This window comes from Sphingomonas swuensis (assembly GCF_039538045.1).
GTDB lineage: Bacteria > Pseudomonadota > Alphaproteobacteria > Sphingomonadales > Sphingomonadaceae > Sphingomicrobium > Sphingomicrobium swuense.
Genome location: NZ_BAABBQ010000001.1, coordinates 1,250,446 through 1,268,115, shown reverse-complemented (window position 1 = coordinate 1,268,115; position 17,670 = coordinate 1,250,446). Strand labels below are relative to the sequence as shown.

Here is a 17,670-nt window from a genome sequence, read left to right as displayed (position 1 = left end):
GCGCGCCGATGGCCTCTGTGAGCCATGCGCCAAGCCTGTTTCCAAGCCTGGCGATCCAATGTGCCTCAACTGCTGGGCTGAGGATGAGATCTAGACCTTCTTGAAGCTGAGGTTGGTGAAGGTCGCGGTGTCTCCCATCGCGCCCCATCCGTCGATGCCATCGAGGACGCGAAGATCGACAGCGACGGCAGTTGACGGTCCCGGTAACATCACAGTGAGGTTGATCGTCGATCCCGCTCGGAGTTCGTGCTGCGCGCTTACGCCGCCGCCAAGCTGGATCGTGGCCTTCACCCCGCTCGAGGCCGCCAGTGTGCCGGTCAGCTTGTAGCTTGCCCCCACCTCAAGGCCGCTGATTACCTGGCGACAGAGGTCGCCGGCTGCGTTCTGCGTCATCACGAGAACGCCTGCGCTGGGCTGAGTGAGGGTTGGAGTGCCGACGCGGCCGTCGAACGCGGCGGGCGTGTTGGTCAGAAGCTCAGGATTGGTCGTGCCTCCGGTTCCGCCCGTGCCACCGGTGCCGCCCGTGCCGCCCGTGCCTCCGTCAGTGGTTGAGGTAGTGCCGGCGAATCGCAGAACCTCGATCGCTTCCCCCTGTTTGAAGGTGTAGATCGACAGCTTTAGCGGCTCGGTCGGAGAGACGGCGAGATCCTGAAGCAGCGCGCCGCCCCTTAAGAGTTGCAGCCGACCGCCGACCCGGCGCAGGGTCTCAACAACATCCACCCCGTAAGAGCCCCCACCGTCTTCGGTATTGCCGTCGTAGAAATACACGGAAGGGTGCTGGTAGCGGACACGGAAGCGGATTACGCCGGCGCTTGTTGCCACCCCGATTGCGGTGCCAGCGCACTGCTGCTTCACCCGCCAAGACAGCTGAAAATCGCCGGTCATCAATTCGGACGAAGTAACGATCTTGTCGAAGCCGGTGGTGCTGTCAGCCGCCGTCCGCGTGAAGGTGTTGGCCGGGTTCTCCGTGACACCAGTCGGAACGTTGCGTGTCCAATCCGCTGCCGCCGGAAGCGCGGGATGCACGATCGGGGCGCCCGATCGGAGCCGCTCAAGAGCGCCTGGCGGGTGGCGATAGTTCTTCCCGAATGGAATAGGAACCCCGGTCACGCCTTGGATAAGCGGGCCGTCGATGTCATTGCGGACGTATGCCGGAATTGCGCTGTGGTGGCCCGTTCCTGCCGCAGCGAGCGAGGCGGAAGCCTCAGGGAAGCGGTTATTGATGATCGTCACCAGCTCGCCCTCGGCCATGTTGCCCATAGCAACCGGGACAGCCGTGCCGTGGATCAGGAAGTCATTGTCCTGAATGTCGGTGAAGAGCGGCCGCGAGGACTCGCTCATGTCGATGCTATAGCCCGGAACGCCAAGCGCCACCGGATCACGGGCGTTGCCGATGATCTTGTTGCGCCGGTAGGTGAAGCTGCCCATGCGGGTGCCGCTCAGCTTCACCGGCAGCGACACACCATCGAAGATGCAGTCCTCGACGATCAGCTCGTCGATGCCGTGAACCGGGTGAAGCGCGTCGGGCTCGGAAAGGACACTGAGCAGGCCGATGCGCTCGTCCGTGCTGGTCCGGTCGTTGACGGTGTGCAGCCGCGAGATGCGAAGGGTCCCGAGGCATTCGTTCATGGACAGCGGCTTGGCGGCATTCTCGACCCGGATGTTGTCGAGCGTTACGTCGCGAAGCTGGCGACGCATTGCCGGGGTGCCGGTACGGAACGAGCCCTCGACGATGGCAATGCCAAGGTTCGAGCTCGAGGAGCCGCCAGCCGTGCCGCCACAGGCAATGCGCCCGTTGCGAATGTCCACCCGCTCCGAGGCAAGGATGCGAAGGTTGGGCGAGAAGACCGTGCCGTCGGTGATGTCCGACTGGAACAGGAAGTCGTGCGCTCGGAAGTCGTCGGTGCCGAAGACGCTCATCGCCTGGCACTTGTGCCGGATGGTGAGGTTCCAGGCATGGATGTTGCGCGAGGCGATCCAGTCAGTGGCAGGCGCATCCTTGGCAGAAGCGCCGACGACCAAGCCAAGGCCCGTGTCGTCGAGAAGCACGTCATGGATGGCGATGTTCTCGAGCAGGCGAGGAAGGTTGGTCGTGTCCCAGCTGGTCGTGACCGCGATGCAGGCGGGGTTGTTGGAGCCAATTGCCGGCAGGTTGCTCTGCGAGATGCGGAAGTGGTCGACTTCGATGTCCCGGGCCTGGATGTAAAGCAGGCTGATGCCCTGCCCATAGGATGAGCCGTCGACCTTCTTGATCCGCGACGCAAAGCCATGCCCGGTTAGACGAACGCCGTTGTTCCGGATGAAGATCTGGGACTCGAGCTGCGAGGTAAGCATCGTGAATGGCGGCAGCATCAGCGTGGAGCCAGCCGGGATCGACATCAGCGCGTCGTTGAGGATGGGCACGCACTCGGTCGTGTCCGGGGTCAGGCCCCACCAAGTCGCGAGGAAGGTGAAGCCGCGCAGCACTCGGACGAAGGCGCCCGCGCTCGAGGCCGTGTCGTTGGCCTTGATGAACAGCGCCTCGCGATTGTCCTGCGTGATCTGAGCGGAGTAGTCGCCAGCGCGCCACTCGAACTCACCGACGCGGCCCTGCTCCATCAACAGGAAGACGTCGCCGACGTTCTTCTCGGTGATCGATTTGAGCGCCGCACGGTCGACGACCGGGATGGTCAGCTTGCCCGAGAGAGTCGTGCCCGCCAGCAGGTCGACGATGTTGTCGCGGACGCCCGCCGCATAGGCCGCATCGGCGCTGGCAGTGTCGACCCAACCCTTCGCGCTCTTGACGAGCAGCCCCTGGCCGGGCGCCGGGCCCTGCGCCCATGCCTGGGCCGTCGAGATTGCACCAGCCGCCTGCCCTGCCGAGCCGCTGGCCGCGCTGGCGCTGAGAGCGGCCTGCGCGGCATAGCCGTTCGCCGCGTCGCGCGCAGCCAGAGCCGCCGGGGTCACGTCACCCGACGGCCCGGCGAGCATCTTCACCGGCTTAGGGCGGGTGAACGGCCATCCTGCCCACCCGCTTCGATCATCCTTGCGATTGCTGCTGCCACGAACCGCCGCTGCCTTGCCGCTGCGACTGGCGGCTGCGTGCCGAACTGGTGACCCGGACCTCGACGGTCAGCTCCTCCTCGCCACCACCCCGCCGTGCACCGACGATCGGCGACACGTCGGCAAAGTCGAGGCCGGACGCGATCCGCACATAGGCATCGTCGGCACAGATGCCGTTGGTCGGGTCGAATGCGACCCACCCGAGGTCCTCGACCCAGGCCTCGATCCAGGCGTGGCTGGCCGGCTGGGTGCCCGCCCCGTCGCGGCGGTAAAGGTGGCCTGACACATAGCGGGCAGGAATTCCGCCGGCACGCGCCGCGGCGATGAAGATGTGGGCATAGTCCTGACACACCCCGCGCCCGGTGGCGAAGGCTTCGGCGGCGGTGGTCGACACGCTCGAGGTGGCGACGTCGTAGGTCATCCGCTCGGACAGGCTGGCGTTGAGAGCATGGAGGCGATCGAGCGGTGCCGGCACCCTCCCCGCGATCTCGTCGGCGAAGGTGCGGAGCGCGTCATCGGGCACAGTCAGCGAAGTCGGGCGGAGGAACACGCCCGGCGGCAGGTCGCTCGAAAGTCCGGACACGACCCCGGCGCGGTCCTCGGTCACGACCTGACCTTGCGCGGTGATCGTCAGGGTCGTCACGGGCTGGTCGACGTACAGTGCGGTGACGCAGTTGCCATAGCCATCCCGGGCCTCGCGCAGGCGGGCGTCGCAATCGACGTCGATCCGCCAGTCGAGGACCGTCTGGTTGAGGCAGCTGAGCGGCGTCAGGCGCAGCATCTGGATCGCGTCGCCCAGCGGCCGGGCAAAGCGGAAGCGCGTGCGATGGCTGATCGTCAGGCGCATCAGGGAAAGCGGAACTGCTGTGAAATGGCAGCGTCGATCCGTGCGTTCTCGGCGACATAGTCCTTGAGGAATTCGTGCAGGCCGCTGCGGAACACCTCGTCGATATTGGTGTCGGTCAGTCGCGAGTGGCGCAGGCGCGCGAGGCGGTCGGCCTCCCCCTGTCGCCCGGTGCGACCGCCGATCTCGGCCAGCAGGTCGACGACTTCGGCCGAGGCCCCGGCGACCGAACGCGGCAGTTCGCTGCGGAACAGCAAAAGGTCCGCAACCAGCCACGGCTTGAGCGTGTCGCGGTAGAAGAGGCGGTAGGCATTGCGCGCCGACACCGTGTGCAGGATCGCCGTCCACTGATCGCGATCAAGCACGCCGCCGACCTTCTGCCCCTTGGGCAGGAGCAGATAATATTTGACGTCGAGCAGCCGCGCGCTGTTGTCCCCGCGTTCGACCGCAGAGCCGAGGCGCATGAACCAGAAGCCTTCATGGCGCAGCATGCGCGCAAGTGCGCCTTCGAACCCGCGGCTGCTGGCCTTGAGCGAGTCGATCAGGGCGAGGGTGTGCTGGACACTTCCGGGGCTGGTGCGGTCACCGACGTCGAGCCAGGCGCGGTTGATCGCCTGCCACACCTCGGAGGAAAGCGCATTGCGCGCCGAGCGGGCATTGTCGCGCGCCCGCGACAGGCAGGAGCGGATCGAATTGGGGTTGTCGAGGTCGAGCGCGAGCGTCCGGCAGACGTTGAATGCGGTTGCACCCGGCGCCGCGGTCTGCCCGGGAGCCGGACCGCGGCCGACCACTGCAAGGGCACTTTCCCAGGTCGCGCTGGCAGCGTCGGCGCCATAGGACAGCGACGACAGGCGCAAGGTCGCCTCGATCAGCCGCGTGGTGAACTCGGCGCGCTCCATGTAGCGGCCGATCCAGTAGAGGTTAGCGGCTGTACGGGAGAGCATGCTGCTCCTCCTGTTCCGCTTGGACGGGGCCGGCGATGATCAGGCTGTCCTTGGTGCCCCCGCCCTGGCTCGAATTGACGACCAGCGAACCATCCTCGAGCGCGACCCGGGTGAGGCCACCGGGAACGATGGTGACCCGCTCGGCGCCGCTCAGCACAAACGGGCGGAAATCGACGTGGCGCGGGGCGACACCGGCATCGGTCAGGGTCGGGACGGTCGACAGCGCAAGGGTCGGCTGGGCGATGTAGCGCTGCGGCTCGGCGATCAGCGCGGCGCGGAAGTCGGCGATCTGCTGCTTCGACGCGGTCGGGCCGACCAACATCCCGTAGCCGCCAGATCCGTCGACCAGCTTGACCACCAGCTGCTCGAGGTGATCGAGCGTGTAGCGAAGTGCTTCGGGCTCACGGCAGCGGAACGTCTCGACGTTGGGGATGCGCGCCTCCTCGCCCATGTAGTAGCGGACGATTTCCGGCATGAAGCTGTAGACCGCCTTGTCGTCGGCGATCCCCGTCCCGGGCGCATTGACGATGGTCACGTTCCCCGCGCGATAGGCCGCCATCAACCCGGGGACGCCGAGGCCGCTTTCCGGATTGAACGTCAGCGGATCAAGGAAGGCGTCGTCGATACGGCGATAGATGACGTCGACCCGGACCTTGCCCTCGATCGTCCGCATGTAGACGATGTCGTCCGCAACCTCGAGATCGCGGCCCTCGACCAGCTCGATACCCATGCTGTCGGCGAGGAAACTGTGTTCGTAGAAGGCGCTGTTGTAATGGCCCGGCGTGAGCAGCACGCAGACCGGTGAGTGCGATCCGCGCGGGGCGACCGAATAGAGCATGTCCCGCAGGAGGTCGGGATAGGTATCGATCGGCTGCACCTCGAGTTGCGCGAACAATTCGGGGCAAAGGCGCAGCATCGCCTCGCGATTCTCGAGCATGTAGGACACGCCCGAAGGAGTTCGCGCATTGTCCTCGAGGACGAAGAAGTCGTCCGCTCCGGTGCGGACAATGTCGATCCCGCAGATGTGGGTGTAGATCCCGTGCGGCGGCACGGCACCGTTCGCAGGGATGCAGAACTGAGGGTTGCCGAGGATGATGTCCTCGGGGACTATTCCGTCTTTCAGGATATGCCGCGGGCCATAGACGTCGGCGACGAAGGCATTGAGGGCACGCACCCGCTGCTCGAGCCCGAGCGACAATCCCGACCATTCGGCGGCGGTGAACAGCCGCGGGATGATGTCGAACGGAATGATCCGCTCCCCCGCTTGCTCATCCCCGTAGACGCTGAAGGTGATGCCGAGGCTGCGGAAAGCGGCTTCGGCCATGGCCTGGCGGCGGGCGAGCTCGTGCACCGGAGTCTCGCGGAGCCAGTCGCCCAGTTGCTCGAACCCGGGACGCGCGGTTTCGCCGGCGCCCTGCCCCCACAGTTCGTCAAACGCCTTGCGCCTTGCCATCGTCAGGCCAGGCAGCGTGCGCGCAGAAGCGCGGCTTCGTCGGGCTGGCGGCCGCGGAAGGCAGTGAAGGACTGCATCGGATCGCGCGCATCACCCCGCGCCAGGACCTCGCGCCGGAGCCGGTCGGCGAGATCGCGATCGAACAGGTTGCCCGTCGCGGTGAACGCCTCGAAGACGTCGGCATCCAGGACTTCCGCCCACAGGTAGCTGTAGTAGGCGCTCGCATAGCCGCCGTCGAAGACGTGGGTGAAGTAGGCAAGCCGATGGCGCATCCCGATCGCTGCGGGCATTGCGAGCGCGGCCAGGGTGTCGCGCTCGAACGCTTCGATATCGGTTGGCGGCGGCTGCGCCTGGTGGAGCTTCAGGTCGACGATCGCCGAGGCGAGGAATTCGATTGTCGCGAACCCCTGACCGAAGGTTTCGGCGCGCGCGACGGCGTCGGCCAGGTCGGCGGGGATGCCGAAGCCGCGCAATGCTTCGGGCGAGGCGACCCAATGCTCCATCAGCTTGCTCGGGAATTCGACGAAGTCGCGTGCCACCGCCGTCCCGGCGAGGCTGGGATAGGTGACGTCGGACAGCAGGGCATGAAGCGCGTGGCCGAACTCGTGGAACAGGGTTCGCGCCTCGTCGAGCGAGAGCAGAGCGGCATCCTCGGGCTCGGCGCGGGTGAAGTTGGCGACCGTATAGACGATCGGTCGAACCGGCCCGTCGATCTTCTCCTGGACTCGGAGGCTGCCCATCCACGCCCCGCCATGTTTTTCGGGCCGGGCGAGATAGTCGGTGAACAGCAGCCCGACCCGTGTCCCGTCGTCATTGTCGACCGACCAGGCGGCGACGTCGGGATGGTAGACCGATACGTCGGGGCGGCGGGTGAAGCGCAACCCGTATAGACGTCCGGCGGCAGCGAAGGCGGCTGCTCGAACCTTGCCCAGCGACAGGCGCGACCGGATCGCGCCCGAGTCATAGGCGTAGCGCTCGCGGCGCACGCGGTCGGAAAAATAGCGCCAGTCCCAAGCGGCGAGCGTGAAGCCGCCGCCGTCACGGTCGACGATCTCCTGCAGCGCCGCCGCTTCGCGTTCGGCCTGGATGAGGCCAGGCCGCCAGACCCTTTCCATCAACCCGGCGGCAGCCGCCGGAGTCCTGGCCATCGCATCTTCCAGCGCGAAATCGGCATAGTTGTCGTAACCGAGCAGCCGCGCCTTCTCGTTCCGAAGCGCGACGATCTCGGCGATCAGCGGATAGTTGTCGTAAGGGCCCGCCTGGCATCGCGCGGTGAACGCACGCCAAACCCGCTCTCGCACCGATCGCGTGTCGGCGAAGGTCAGGAGCCCTTCGTAGGTGCCGCGGTCGAGCCCGAACAGCAGCTGTCCCGTCAGGCCCCTGGCCGCGGCCGCTGCGGCCGCCACCGCACGCAGGTCGTCGGGAATACCTCCTGCCTCGTCCTCGGCGACAAGGACCTCGGTCGCATTGGTCGCGGCAAGGACATTCTGGCCGAATGTCACCCCGAGCATTCCAAGGCGCTCGCTGATCTCGGCCAGCCGGCGCTTGGCCTCCGGCTCCAGCGCCGCGCCGCCGGCCACGAACCCCTTGTAGCTGTTGTCGACCAGTCGCGCCTGCTCGGGATCGAGGCTGTCGCGCCCCTTCCACACCGCGGCGATGCGGGCAAAGAGCGCCGCGTTCTGGCTGACTTCCGTACCCCAGGCCGTCAATCGCGCCGACACCTCGGCCTCGATCGCGTGAATGCCGTCGTCGGCCTGCGCCGAGGAGAGCATCCAGAAGATCCGCCGCACCCGCGCCAGCGCGGCGCCGGAGCGCTCGAGCGCAGCGACGGTGTTGGCGAAGTCGGGTGCCGCGGGATTATCGGTAATCGCGGTCAGTTCGGCTCGGCTGAGCGCGATCGCCGCGTCGATCGCCGGCAAGAACTGATCGGCCTTGATTGCAGCGAAATCGGGCGAGCCCGCCGGTCCGGCCCACTCCTCGAGCAAGGGATCAGTCAATGCTGTCGACCAGATCGGTATGGACGTCGAAGCCGGTCAGGATCGCCGAACCGAAGGCGGTCGTCAGCGCGCAGTCGGTGGCGTCGCGCCCGCGAGCCATGAGGATCCGGCCGATCCGCGGAAAATTGTGCCGGGCATCGACCGTGTGCCACTCGCCGCCGAGATAGGCTTCGAACCAGGCCGAGAAATCCATCGGGGCGTCGGCCTTGGGTACGCCGATCTCACCGAGGAAGCCCGTGCAGTAGCGCGCCGGGATGTTCATGCAGCGGCACAACGCAATGGCGAGGTGGGCATAATCGCGGCACACGCCCCGCCGCTCCTGATGCGCATCCCAGGCGGTCTTGGTCGACCGCGCATGCTGGTAACCGAACTCGATCTGCTTGTGGGTGAAGTCGAGGATGGCCTGGAGCCGGGTCCAGCCGGGGGCGACATGGCCGAACAGCCCCCAGGCGGTGTCGGACAGCCGGTCGGTCTCGCAGTAGCGGCTGCCGAGGAGATAAACGAGCACATCGTCCGGAAGGTCTTCCACCGGATGCTGGATCGCATCGGGGGTCACCCGGTCGGGTTCGCCGCTGTCCTCGATGACGAAGGTGTTCGACAGCAAGGTCTCGCCCTCGGGGAGGACGAAGCGCGTCGCGACATTTCCGAAACCGTCGGTGTAGTCGTGCATGGCGATGGCGGGATCGCTGACCAGCTTCGGTTGGGTGCGCAGATCCTGATGGCGCGATTCGTGGACACCGAGAAGGGCCATCATCGGCGTCGGCTGGCGGCAGGTGAAACGGATATCGTAGCCGGCGCGGATCAACATTCGGATTACTTTCTCACTGCAGTGGCGCGGATCGCCGGGGAAACGGATTGGGCGGAATCGTCAAGGGTGACGTCGACGGTGACCGCCATTCCCAGGTCGCTGGAGGGAAAGCCGCTCCACGTGCCGGAGATCGGGATCGCCTGTGCGGGATCACGGGCGACGGCGACGCGGATCAAGCCCGCATTGCCGACGATGCCGTTGGTCGGATCAAACTCGACCCAGCCCGAGCCGGGGAGGAAAATCCGAACCCACGCATGTGTACTGCCACCCCCGATACGCCCCGAAGTTCCTTTGGGATTATACAGATAGCCGGAGACGAAGTGGGCGGCGAGTCCCAGCGCGCGGCACGCTTCGATCATCAGCACCGCGAAGTCGCGGCACGTGCCCTGGCGCTTCTGGAGCGTCTCGATCGGCGACTGGGTGCCCTTCTCGGCGCGCGGAAGATAGGTGAAGTCACGGCGGATCGCGTTGGTCATCGCGCTCAGCATCGCCAGCGTGTCGGTCTCGCTGCTCTTCTTGACGAATGCCCGGGCCCAATGGTCGAGGATCCGCTCGGGATCGTTGTGCTGGCGCTCCATCGAGCGGAGCAGGTCTGGCAGTTCGTCGGGCGAATAACCGAAGGGATAGCGCCGCGCGTAGGGCTCGATCTCGACCTCGTCGGTCAGCAGAGGGTCGTGCTTCATCCGGATCCAGCTGTCGATCCGCAGTTCCTTTGCCCGGCGATCAAAGGTGGCAAGCGCAAGCGAATTGCCGAACACGTCCTGGGTCCAGCGCAATTCTGCGGGTTCGGGCGTGATATCCAAGCGCGCTTCGAGCAGATGCTGGTCATAGCTTTCGCGCGGACGGACAAATATACGGTGCTCCCCGAACGCCACGGGCTGCCGGTAAGTGTAGCGCGTCACATGAGAAATGGTCAGTATCGTCATGCAAAATCGGCCCACCGTGGCAGCGTCACCGGTCGCTCCTATCTTGGCTGTTGATGAGCCGCCACCCGTCAATGTGCTGAACCCCAGGGCACCTTCTCCGTTCCTGCTGCTTGGCGACCATGCCGGAAATCGCATTCCGCGCCTCCTTGCCGATCTCGGCCTCGACGAGAAGGAGCGCACACGGCACATCGCGGTGGATATCGGGATCGGCGCCCTTGGGACCGCGCTGTCCAGCCGGCTCGACGCGACATTCATCCACCAGACCTATTCGCGGCTGGTCATCGACTGCAATCGGCGTCCGGGTGCCCCTGACTCGATCCCGGCGGTCAGCGACGGAACCGCGGTTCCCGCCAACTCCGGACTTGACCAGGCCGGCGCCGCCGCCCGGGCAGCAGCCATCCACGCACCCTATCAGGCAGCGATCGGAAGCGACATCGAGCGCCGGCTCGCTGCTGGTCAGCAGACGATCCTGATCGCACTGCACAGCTTCACCCCCTCAATGCGCGGGTTCGACCGACCCTGGCAGGTCGGCATCCTCCACGATGCAGGCGACAGCCGCTTCGCGCGCGCCATGCTGGCCTTCTTCGACCGGGACGCGGAGCTGACCGCAGGGGACAACGAGCCTTATTCGATGGACACCATCGACTACACCATTCCCTTCCACGCCTACGAACGCCGGCTGCCTTACGCCGAGATCGAGGTCCGCCAGGACCTGCTTGCCGATGCTGATGGTGTTGCCGCCTGGTGTGACCGCATCGAACAGGCTCTCCGATACGCACTTGTCGAATACCCAACGCTTTGACCGCGACATCGTCGGGCCCATCCTTTCGGAACGCCCGTCAGCCATCGTGCGCTTCATGACCTGCTTTTTCTGTTTTCCCTTTTCGAAAGACCGCGATTGTCCGACCGCCTGAAGGTGCTGCTTCAACATCTGCTGCCCAAGCAGCGCCTCACCGCCTTGGCGGGGCGCGTGGCCGGCGCCAGGGACGCGGCTCTCACTCCTCACCTGATCCGCTGGTTCGTGGAGAAGTATCAGGTCGACATGACCGAGGCGGAGCATCCGGACCTCGGCAGCTACCGAAGCTTCAATGATTTCTTCACGCGCCCCCTGAAGGCGGGAGCGCGTCCGCTCGCGGCGGCCGACTTCATCTGCCCCGTCGACGGCGCCATCAGCCAGTTCGGAGCGATCGACGATCATCACATCGTTCAGGCCAAGGGGCATGGTTTCACCACGACCGAGCTGGTCGGTGGCGACGCAGCCCTGGCAGAAGACTTCCGGCACGGCAGCTTCGCCAACCTCTACCTGTCGCCGAAGGACTACCATCGCCTGCACATGCCTTGCGATGGCCGCCTTACCCGCATGATCTATGTGCCGGGGGCGCTTTTCTCGGTGAATCCGGTGACCGCCCGCGGCGTCCCGAAACTATTCGCACGCAACGAGCGCGTCGTTTGTGTCTTTGACTCGCCAGAGCACGGTTCGTTCGTGATGGTCCTGGTCGGTGCCACGATCGTCGGCAGCATGGCCACCGTGTGGCATGGCGTCGTCAACCCAAAGCGCACCGGCAAGGTGTCCGAATGGGATTATGGCGACCAGCATATCCTGCTCAGGAAGGGCGAGGAGATGGGTCGCTTCCTCCTCGGCTCGACCGTCGTGCTGCTGTTCAGAAAAGACACAATTGCCTTCAATCCAGACTGGGCGCCGGAGCGACCCGTCCGGCTCGGCGAGATGATGGGCAATCGTCCGAACTGAGGACTCTCGGCGAGCACGGCGCGCCGTGAACCTGTCGGCGATCCGATTGATCGACGTCAGGACCGACCGATGATCGTCAGGCAGGCACCGGCGGGGATTGAAGTTCGCCCGCAAACAGGCGCCTTGCCTCGGGATAGAAAGCTTCCAGCAGCCGCTCGGAGCAGCGACCGAGCAGCCGCTCGATCTGCGCTGCCAGCTCCTCGAGGGGCGTATCCTTGGCACGGGCCCAGATCCGGCGGATGTCGGTCCGCTCGTCGGCGACCTGCTCCTGCACGGCAGCCTGCCAGCTGGTCGGGTGTTCGGCTTCCTCCCAGTCCCCGCGTCCACGACCGAAGTGGGCGACCGCGAGATAGCGAAGCAGGGCGGAGCGAACGAAGCCGGTGAACGCTTCCTCGGACCACCGGGCCGCATTGGTCTGCTCGCCCCGGACCATGTTGTAGCCCCGGGCGGCGCTTCCGGCCCCGAGGGCCCCGAGGATGCTCCCGATCACCATTCCGCCACCAAGCGTCAGCCCGCCTGCCGCCAGGTCGGCGGCCAGACCACCTGCCGCGCCCGAGGCAAGGCCGCCGAGGACCGCTGATATGCCTTCGCGCGCCGGCGCGCTTTCGGTGTAGTCCCTGCGCAGGCGAGCAAGGATCTCGTTGCCGGCGCGACCCGAGAGGCCGTGGAGCCGGATCAGCTCGTCGGTGCTCGTCCGGATGCGCTTGTCGAGCCGCTCGCCGAGCTTGCCGATGGCGCGCTTGCCTGCCGCCGACATTTCGCCACCGGTCGGATTGAGGATCGCGCCGGTCACCCGGTCGTGCCACTTGCGATCGCCAATCTCCTCGCGGTCGGCGACCGTGTCCGCGAGCTGCCTGGCAAGCGTCTGCATCGATCGCTTGAAGCGGTCGAGATTACGTTCCGACCAAGCGTCGATCAGCGCTCGCATGGCACTCTGCTTGGCCGCCGGGAGGAGCGGCTCGACCATCTGGAGGAGGGTAAGCTCCTGGACCCAGCAGCGGGCGAAGGCGTCCAGCGTCAGGCTGCCACGAACCAGTCCGGTCGAGCCGAGATGCTCCTTCCAGCGTTCCTCGTCGCCAACTCCCTCAGCGTTGGGTGGGCCCGCCTGGTTGAGCAGGAGCACGACCGGTTTGCCGATGAAGGACAGCACCTCCATCTCGAGTGGCACGTAAGCGGCGCCGATCGGATCCTCGCTGGCGTTGACGAGGTAGAGGATGACATCCGCCTCGTCGCGCGCGTTGCGAGCCGCCTGCTGGCTCGACCACAGGGGCTTGTCGCGGTAGCGGTCCCAGACCTGCCCGAGCAGCCAGCCGATCGGATTGCCCGACAGCCGCAATCGGCGCACCAGCCGCGCGGTGTCGCCGAACCCGGGCGTGTCCCACAGCATCAGCGCATCGTCGTCCGCCTGGACCATGAGGTAACCGGTCGCGACCTGGGTCACATGCGCAGCGTCGCGCACTTCGCCGACATCCTGCTGCAGGATGGTGCGGGCAAGCGTCGTCTTTCCGGCGTTGGTGTGGCTGATGAGGCTGAGATTGACGGTGGTCATGTCAGCCTGCCGCCGTTCGGGTGCGAAGAAGCCCGCGCTCCAGCGACTGCGCCGCTTCGTCCTCGGCTGCAGCTTCAAGGGACGTGAGGATGGGCTCGACCCCGGCGCCGGCGAGGACTGCACTCCAGGCCCGCACCCGCTCGGCGATGCGACCGTCTGAACTGCGGGAAGCCGGCAGGCGCGCGCGCATCGCCCCCTCCTCGAGCAGGACGACGAGGCTGGCCGGTCCGCCCGCCAGCTGTTTTCGGACAGCGCCAGCGAAGGCGCCGTGATTTTCGGCCTCGGGGGTCGAAGAGAGATTGAACAGGAGGATGAGGTAGTCGCTGTCAGACAGCGTGCCGGCATTGTCCGACAACCACTCGTCCTCATCGCCATAGGCGACGGGTGCATCGAAGCTGATGCTGACCTTTTCGCCAAGGGCGACCCCCAACATGCGACCGAGGCGCTGGCGCCTCTCCCCGGCCAGATCGATGCCGTAAGCGACGACCCGCGCCTTGCCCGCTTCGCCCAGGGCGTCGCGAAGAAGGCCCCTGAAGTAGAAGTCCTGCCGGATCGGCAGACCGCGCCGGAGGATCTCGGCCTTGAGCCCGCTCAGCAGGGCCAGCAGCAGCCGCGGAAGGATCACGAACAACGAGGCCGTGACCGCCCACAGGAGCAGCCAGTTGCCTGCATTCTGGGCGCTTCCCCGAAGCTCCTTCAGTTGTTCGACATCGGGGAGAGGAAGCCCCGTCAGCAAGCTGGCGGGACCCAGGACGACGTGCAGGATAATGGCGATTTCCTGCTCGGCCCCCGCCCAGGTGCCCGACCAGCCAGCCTCATAATCGGCCATGTAGCGGGCGCGAAGAAGCATGGCCGCGATCACCCCCACCGCAAACAGGGCGGCGCCGAGGTGCAGGCTCCGGCGCAGCCGCGCATCGGTCAGCTCACGGGAGGAGTCCGCCCAGTCGCCGGCGAAGCGGATCAGTCCGCGCTCGAGCGTCGGCTGGCCGGCGAGGCGGTCGCTCCTCGGCTGGGTGACGCGGCGGATTGCGTTGCCGAGCCAGCCGCCCTTCGGGACTCCGGGCCGCACCACCCTGGCGAGCCATTCCACAGCCAGGACGACGAAGACCGCCAAATTCCAGGCGATCAGGCCCAGCAGCGGAAAGGCGACGATGTTGAGACGATTGCCGGCAAAGGCGTCCGTCGAGAGAGCCAGCAACAGTGCCGCTGCCGGTATGCCGATGCTCAGCCAGGCCGGCCAGCGAACGGCAGCGACATATTTGTTCAGACCGGGATAGCGGCCTCCAAGCCGCTCGAGCGCGATCTCGGCCCGGCGCGATAGGAATTGCGCGGCTTCGTTGCGGGTGCCCGGCCTCCCCTTCAGCCCCGACAGGGCGGCGCTGGAAGCATAGAGACGGTCGTCCGCCGTCAGCAGGGCAGCCTCGCGATCTTCCGTCTCGATGGCGCGGACCAGCAACAACCTGCTCGCCCTGGCTTCACCGATGCGGATCGTATCTGGAAGCAATGGCCGGCCCTTTTCAGTTCACGGCCCCAACTCGCCGGTGCGCGGAACGATGCAATCACCGACGCGCGATGCGCGGCGCCGCAAGTCCCACTCCTCCTTCAGCAGCGCCAAGCGAAGTAGCATCCGGTGACATCCATCCTCGCATGCAAAATAGCGAGATCCGGCGATCGCGTGTTGGCGCTGCCTAGTAGGTCTTCCAGCGTGTGCCGGCAGGCCCGACGGAGCGGATCGACCGGAGGTTGAAGGCGTCGGCCAGGCACTGGTTCTCTTCCGCCTTCAGCGAGATCAGCCGCTGCGAGAAGAGCGAGGGATAATAGGACAGGTCGGGCGCGCTCACCTCGCCGGACTGCTTCGAGAGGCCCGATCAGAAGGCCCTCTGCTCGGCCTTGAAGCCAGCAAGCTTCGGAAGATCGTGCAGGGCCATGGTGGTGTTCGGTCCGGTGACGATCAAGGCAGCAAGCGCGATGAGCGATGCGGCCTCAAGACCCTTGTTGCTGATCGTCCCGCGCAGGTGCCAGGCGGCAGCGGCGGTGGCGGAAAGCATGACAGCGAAACCGTAGCCAAGGACGCGGTACGAGGGGACTGTTCCGGCCGCAGCGATGTAGGCGGCATTGCCGGCCAGGGCAGCGACCAGCCCGAGAGCAAGGACCGGGATGGCGCGGCGTGGATTGGGCGATGCTCCGAACCGCGTGGAGCAGGCGGCGACGAGAAGAAGGCAAAGCAGCCGCGGGTCGACAATCGATGCGAAAGCCGAGTCATATGGGCGGAAGAGCTTGGCGGCGTAGCCGAGCAGGCTCGCTTCGGTCTCGACCTGCGCATCGAGTCGCTGCGCCGTTCCGGCCGCGAAGATGACCACGGCGGACGCGAGTAGGGTGAGAACCAGCGCGACGAGCAGGGGCATAAACGAGCGGTTGCGCCGCCACCGATCGACGGCGAGCAGGGCGAGAACAGGGACCAGGACAATGCCCGCCAGTTCGTTGAACGTCGGAACCGCGGCGGCGACAATGGCGCCGATGCCGCTTGCCCAGGCAGGCCGGTCGACCGCCAGCAGGAAGAGACTCAGGCAGGACAGCGCAAAGGGGACGGAATAGCCCGACACGCCGGCAGTCCAGTAGAAGAGGTCGAGCGCGCCTGGGGTCGAGGTCCAGAACAGAACGAGCAAGACCAGCGCCGCTGCACCCCGCTGGGCAGCGCCGGCTCCACGCATGACGAGAGCAGCGAGGAAGAAGAATCCGGCCAGCCAGAGTGGCAGCGACCACCAGACGAGGGCGCCCATCCCCTGCTGCGCGTAATCATGCCCCGATGCCATCGCGGCATAGAGGAACATGGCTGACCAGCGCCCGGACCAGTTGGTGAAGAACCAGTTGGCGGTTTCCGCGGGGCTCCGCTGCCATAGCGTGAAGCAGAAATCGTCCTGATAGGGGTAAGCGGCAGTGATGTAGGCAAGTGCCAGCGCGAGCGCGAGGAGACTTGCCGCGACAACGCTGACGGCGCCCAGCCGGGTATAGAGACGCAACGACCTAGCCGATGTTCGCAGTGTGCCACTGCAAGATCAGCAGCCGGGCTTGGTCGACCAGCGCGAGCGCGCGATTGAAGTCATCCGCTGACTGTCCATCGTCCCGGCTCGCATTGTCCGTCGCCGCGAGGCGCATAGCTTCCGAGGCGAGGAGGCCAGCGGACATTCGATCGGACTTGGGCGCCGCCGGAAAAGGCAGCACGTTGGCGCAGTTACTCATGAATCGCGTCTATGACGGTTAACCGCGCGAGGGCAAGCGCAGCATTGCTCATTTTCGCGGACGTTGATCATCCGAGCGCCAGAATGTCCGGCCTCACAAGAACTACGGCGACAAACACGAGCAACAACAGGCAGGCCATCGAGAACAGGAAATCGGTCGGTGACCGGCGGCGGAAAAAGCGATGTAGGCGCATAACGCCCAGTTAACGCGCAGTTCTGGGTTTCGCTCAATGTTTCGTGCGAGACAAGCGGAACGACATTGCAGCGAGAGCACCTTCAGGCACCCGCGCGACCGCGTCGGTGATCGATCCACAGAAATCGGCAGTCAGTCCGTTCCCCTTATGTTCTCGCTTCGCTATGCCGCAGCGATGTCCACGAAACATATTCGGACCATTGCCGATCTCGTCCGCTTCCGGGCGTCGCTGAAGGTCGAGTGCGGGGACTGCGGAGCCTCGCGGACGCTGGCCGGGGTCGAGGCTGCCGCGATGGCAGGCAATTGCGACCTGCAGCGGCTCGGCGCGCGGCTGAAGTGCGGCCGATGCGGCGGCCGGGCGGGCCGGCTGGTGATCTTGCCCCCCGGGGGCTGAGAGTTCGTAATTGCCCGGCAAGGCCTCCGCAAACTAGGGAAGACATGCGACAGCGAAACCGAAGAGCCCCGACTTGCACAACTTAGGCAGTAAGCGTTTCTCTCTCCCAGATGTAATCATCAGCATCGTAATACTGGTCGGCATAGACCACGAGCACGCAATCTTGAGTGAAATCGCTCATTTCGCGCCACTGGCCAGGACCGAGAGTTACTCCCTTGGTCGGCGCATCAAGGCGATGAGGAATGCCATCAATCGTCATCGTGCAAGCGCCCGCAACGCAGTGTGCGAGTTGACGGAGATTCTTGTGAGCGTGGCGGCCACGCACCGTTCCTTCGGTCGTCCCATAAATCACATAGATACGCTTCACCGCGAAAGGCGGCTGCACATCTGAAGGGTCGACCTCTACAGGTCCAAACGTCGGAAATGGGCCGACAATACGCCCGGCGTCATCATGGTACATACGCTTCGCCTACAGCATGGGGGATGGTGCCGCAAACCAAGTCTCGCCATCGAGTGCTCGGCCCGCTAAGC

Annotated in this window: 16 protein-coding genes; 3 read left to right on the top strand and 13 right to left on the bottom strand. The window is 65.7% G+C overall.

The genetic code is table 11. The features are described from left to right. Window positions 1-90: 90 nt before the first annotated feature. The 7 genes from ABD727_RS06265 to ABD727_RS06235 are packed head-to-tail and all read right to left on the bottom strand — an operon-like array spanning window position 91 to window position 10,014. A complete protein-coding gene (locus ABD727_RS06265; protein ID WP_344706529.1) occupies window positions 91-2,976 on the bottom strand; it encodes a hypothetical protein in 2,886 nt (961 codons plus the stop codon). Window positions 2,977-3,019: 43 nt separating this feature from the next. After that, window positions 3,020-3,889 carry a transglutaminase family protein gene (locus tag ABD727_RS06260; protein ID WP_344706528.1) on the bottom strand — a complete coding sequence of 290 codons (870 nt, stop codon included), beginning with the start codon at window positions 3,887-3,889 and terminating at the stop codon, window positions 3,020-3,022. Beyond that, the gene (locus ABD727_RS06255) at window positions 3,889-4,830 is read right to left on the bottom strand and encodes an alpha-E domain-containing protein (RefSeq protein WP_344706527.1); all 942 of its coding nucleotides are present in this window, start codon (window positions 4,828-4,830) and stop codon (window positions 3,889-3,891) included. Before ABD727_RS06255 ends, ABD727_RS06260 begins: the two co-directional genes overlap by 1 nt. Beyond that, window positions 4,808-6,283 carry a circularly permuted type 2 ATP-grasp protein gene (locus ABD727_RS06250; RefSeq protein ID WP_344706526.1) on the bottom strand — a complete coding sequence of 492 codons (1,476 nt, stop codon included), beginning with the start codon at window positions 6,281-6,283 and terminating at the stop codon, window positions 4,808-4,810. Before ABD727_RS06250 ends, ABD727_RS06255 begins: the two co-directional genes overlap by 23 nt. Window positions 6,284-6,285: 2 nt before the next feature. Beyond that, window positions 6,286-8,280, bottom strand: coding sequence for a M3 family metallopeptidase (locus tag ABD727_RS06245; RefSeq protein WP_344706525.1), 1,995 nt, complete (start codon window positions 8,278-8,280; stop codon window positions 6,286-6,288). Beyond that, window positions 8,273-9,088 carry a transglutaminase-like domain-containing protein gene (locus tag ABD727_RS06240; protein ID WP_344706524.1) on the bottom strand — a complete coding sequence of 272 codons (816 nt, stop codon included), beginning with the start codon at window positions 9,086-9,088 and terminating at the stop codon, window positions 8,273-8,275. Before ABD727_RS06240 ends, ABD727_RS06245 begins: the two co-directional genes overlap by 8 nt. Window positions 9,089-9,093: 5 nt before the next feature. Continuing rightward, window positions 9,094-10,014, bottom strand: a complete 921-nt coding sequence (locus ABD727_RS06235) for a transglutaminase family protein (RefSeq protein ID WP_344706523.1) — start codon at window positions 10,012-10,014, stop codon at window positions 9,094-9,096. 43 nt (window positions 10,015-10,057) lie between these two features. Here ABD727_RS06235 and ABD727_RS06230 point away from each other — a divergent pair, with 43 nt between their 5' ends. Next, on the top strand, window positions 10,058-10,816 hold the full coding sequence (locus ABD727_RS06230; protein ID WP_344706522.1) for an N-formylglutamate amidohydrolase: 759 nt from the start codon (window positions 10,058-10,060) through the stop codon (window positions 10,814-10,816). A 96-nt stretch (window positions 10,817-10,912) separates the two neighbouring features. Continuing rightward, a complete protein-coding gene (gene asd / locus ABD727_RS06225) occupies window positions 10,913-11,764 on the top strand; it encodes an archaetidylserine decarboxylase (protein WP_344706521.1) in 852 nt (283 codons plus the stop codon). A gap of 76 nt (window positions 11,765-11,840) precedes the next feature. Here the strand turns inward: asd and ABD727_RS06220 are convergent, their stop codons facing one another. The 5 genes from ABD727_RS06220 to ABD727_RS06200 all read right to left on the bottom strand — a co-directional run bounded on the left by ABD727_RS06220 (window position 11,841) and on the right by ABD727_RS06200 (window position 16,553). Next, window positions 11,841-13,313 (bottom strand): DUF3482 domain-containing protein, encoded by a 1,473-nt coding sequence (locus ABD727_RS06220; RefSeq protein WP_344706520.1) that lies wholly within the window; start codon window positions 13,311-13,313, stop codon window positions 11,841-11,843. Window position 13,314: 1 nt separating this feature from the next. Next, entirely contained in the window at window positions 13,315-14,817 is a 1,503-nt protein-coding gene (locus ABD727_RS06215; protein WP_344706519.1) for a DUF2868 domain-containing protein, read from the bottom strand. Window positions 14,818-15,001: 184 nt separating this feature from the next. Beyond that, complete coding sequence (locus ABD727_RS06210; protein WP_344706518.1) at window positions 15,002-15,154, bottom strand: hypothetical protein; 153 nt, start codon at window positions 15,152-15,154, stop codon at window positions 15,002-15,004. A 27-nt stretch (window positions 15,155-15,181) separates the two neighbouring features. Beyond that, entirely contained in the window at window positions 15,182-16,333 is a 1,152-nt protein-coding gene (locus ABD727_RS06205) for a hypothetical protein (protein ID WP_344706517.1), read from the bottom strand. 4 nt (window positions 16,334-16,337) lie between these two features. Then, on the bottom strand, window positions 16,338-16,553 hold the full coding sequence (locus tag ABD727_RS06200; protein WP_344706516.1) for a hypothetical protein: 216 nt from the start codon (window positions 16,551-16,553) through the stop codon (window positions 16,338-16,340). Window positions 16,554-16,920: 367 nt separating this feature from the next. Between ABD727_RS06200 and ABD727_RS06195 the strand changes: the two genes are divergently transcribed. Then, the gene (locus ABD727_RS06195; RefSeq protein ID WP_344706515.1) at window positions 16,921-17,139 is read left to right on the top strand and encodes a hypothetical protein; all 219 of its coding nucleotides are present in this window, start codon (window positions 16,921-16,923) and stop codon (window positions 17,137-17,139) included. 82 nt (window positions 17,140-17,221) lie between these two features. On the opposite strand, the gene ABD727_RS06190 is transcribed toward ABD727_RS06195, so the two are convergent. Continuing rightward, window positions 17,222-17,599: a sugar 3,4-ketoisomerase gene (locus tag ABD727_RS06190; RefSeq protein ID WP_344706514.1), complete on the bottom strand. Its 378-nt coding sequence runs from the start codon at window positions 17,597-17,599 to the stop codon at window positions 17,222-17,224. Between the last annotated feature and the right edge of the window lie 71 nt (window positions 17,600-17,670).

Excerpts from the sequence above, each read along its gene's own strand:
- ABD727_RS06260 (WP_344706528.1), bottom strand. The coding sequence starts at position 3,889 with ATGCGCCTGACGATCAGCCATCGCACGCGCTTCCGCTTTGCCCGGCCG.
- ABD727_RS06255 (WP_344706527.1), bottom strand. The coding sequence starts at position 4,830 with ATGCTCTCCCGTACAGCCGCTAACCTCTACTGGATCGGCCGCTACATG.
- ABD727_RS06250 (WP_344706526.1), bottom strand. The coding sequence starts at position 6,283 with ATGGCAAGGCGCAAGGCGTTTGACGAACTGTGGGGGCAGGGCGCCGGC.
- ABD727_RS06240 (WP_344706524.1), bottom strand. The coding sequence starts at position 9,088 with ATGTTGATCCGCGCCGGCTACGATATCCGTTTCACCTGCCGCCAGCCG.
- ABD727_RS06235 (WP_344706523.1), bottom strand. The coding sequence starts at position 10,014 with ATGACGATACTGACCATTTCTCATGTGACGCGCTACACTTACCGGCAG.
- ABD727_RS06220 (WP_344706520.1), bottom strand. The coding sequence starts at position 13,313 with ATGACCACCGTCAATCTCAGCCTCATCAGCCACACCAACGCCGGAAAG.
- ABD727_RS06200 (WP_344706516.1), bottom strand. The coding sequence starts at position 16,553 with ATGAGTAACTGCGCCAACGTGCTGCCTTTTCCGGCGGCGCCCAAGTCC.
- ABD727_RS06195 (WP_344706515.1), top strand. The coding sequence starts at position 16,921 with ATGTCCACGAAACATATTCGGACCATTGCCGATCTCGTCCGCTTCCGG.
- ABD727_RS06190 (WP_344706514.1), bottom strand. The coding sequence starts at position 17,599 with ATGTACCATGATGACGCCGGGCGTATTGTCGGCCCATTTCCGACGTTT.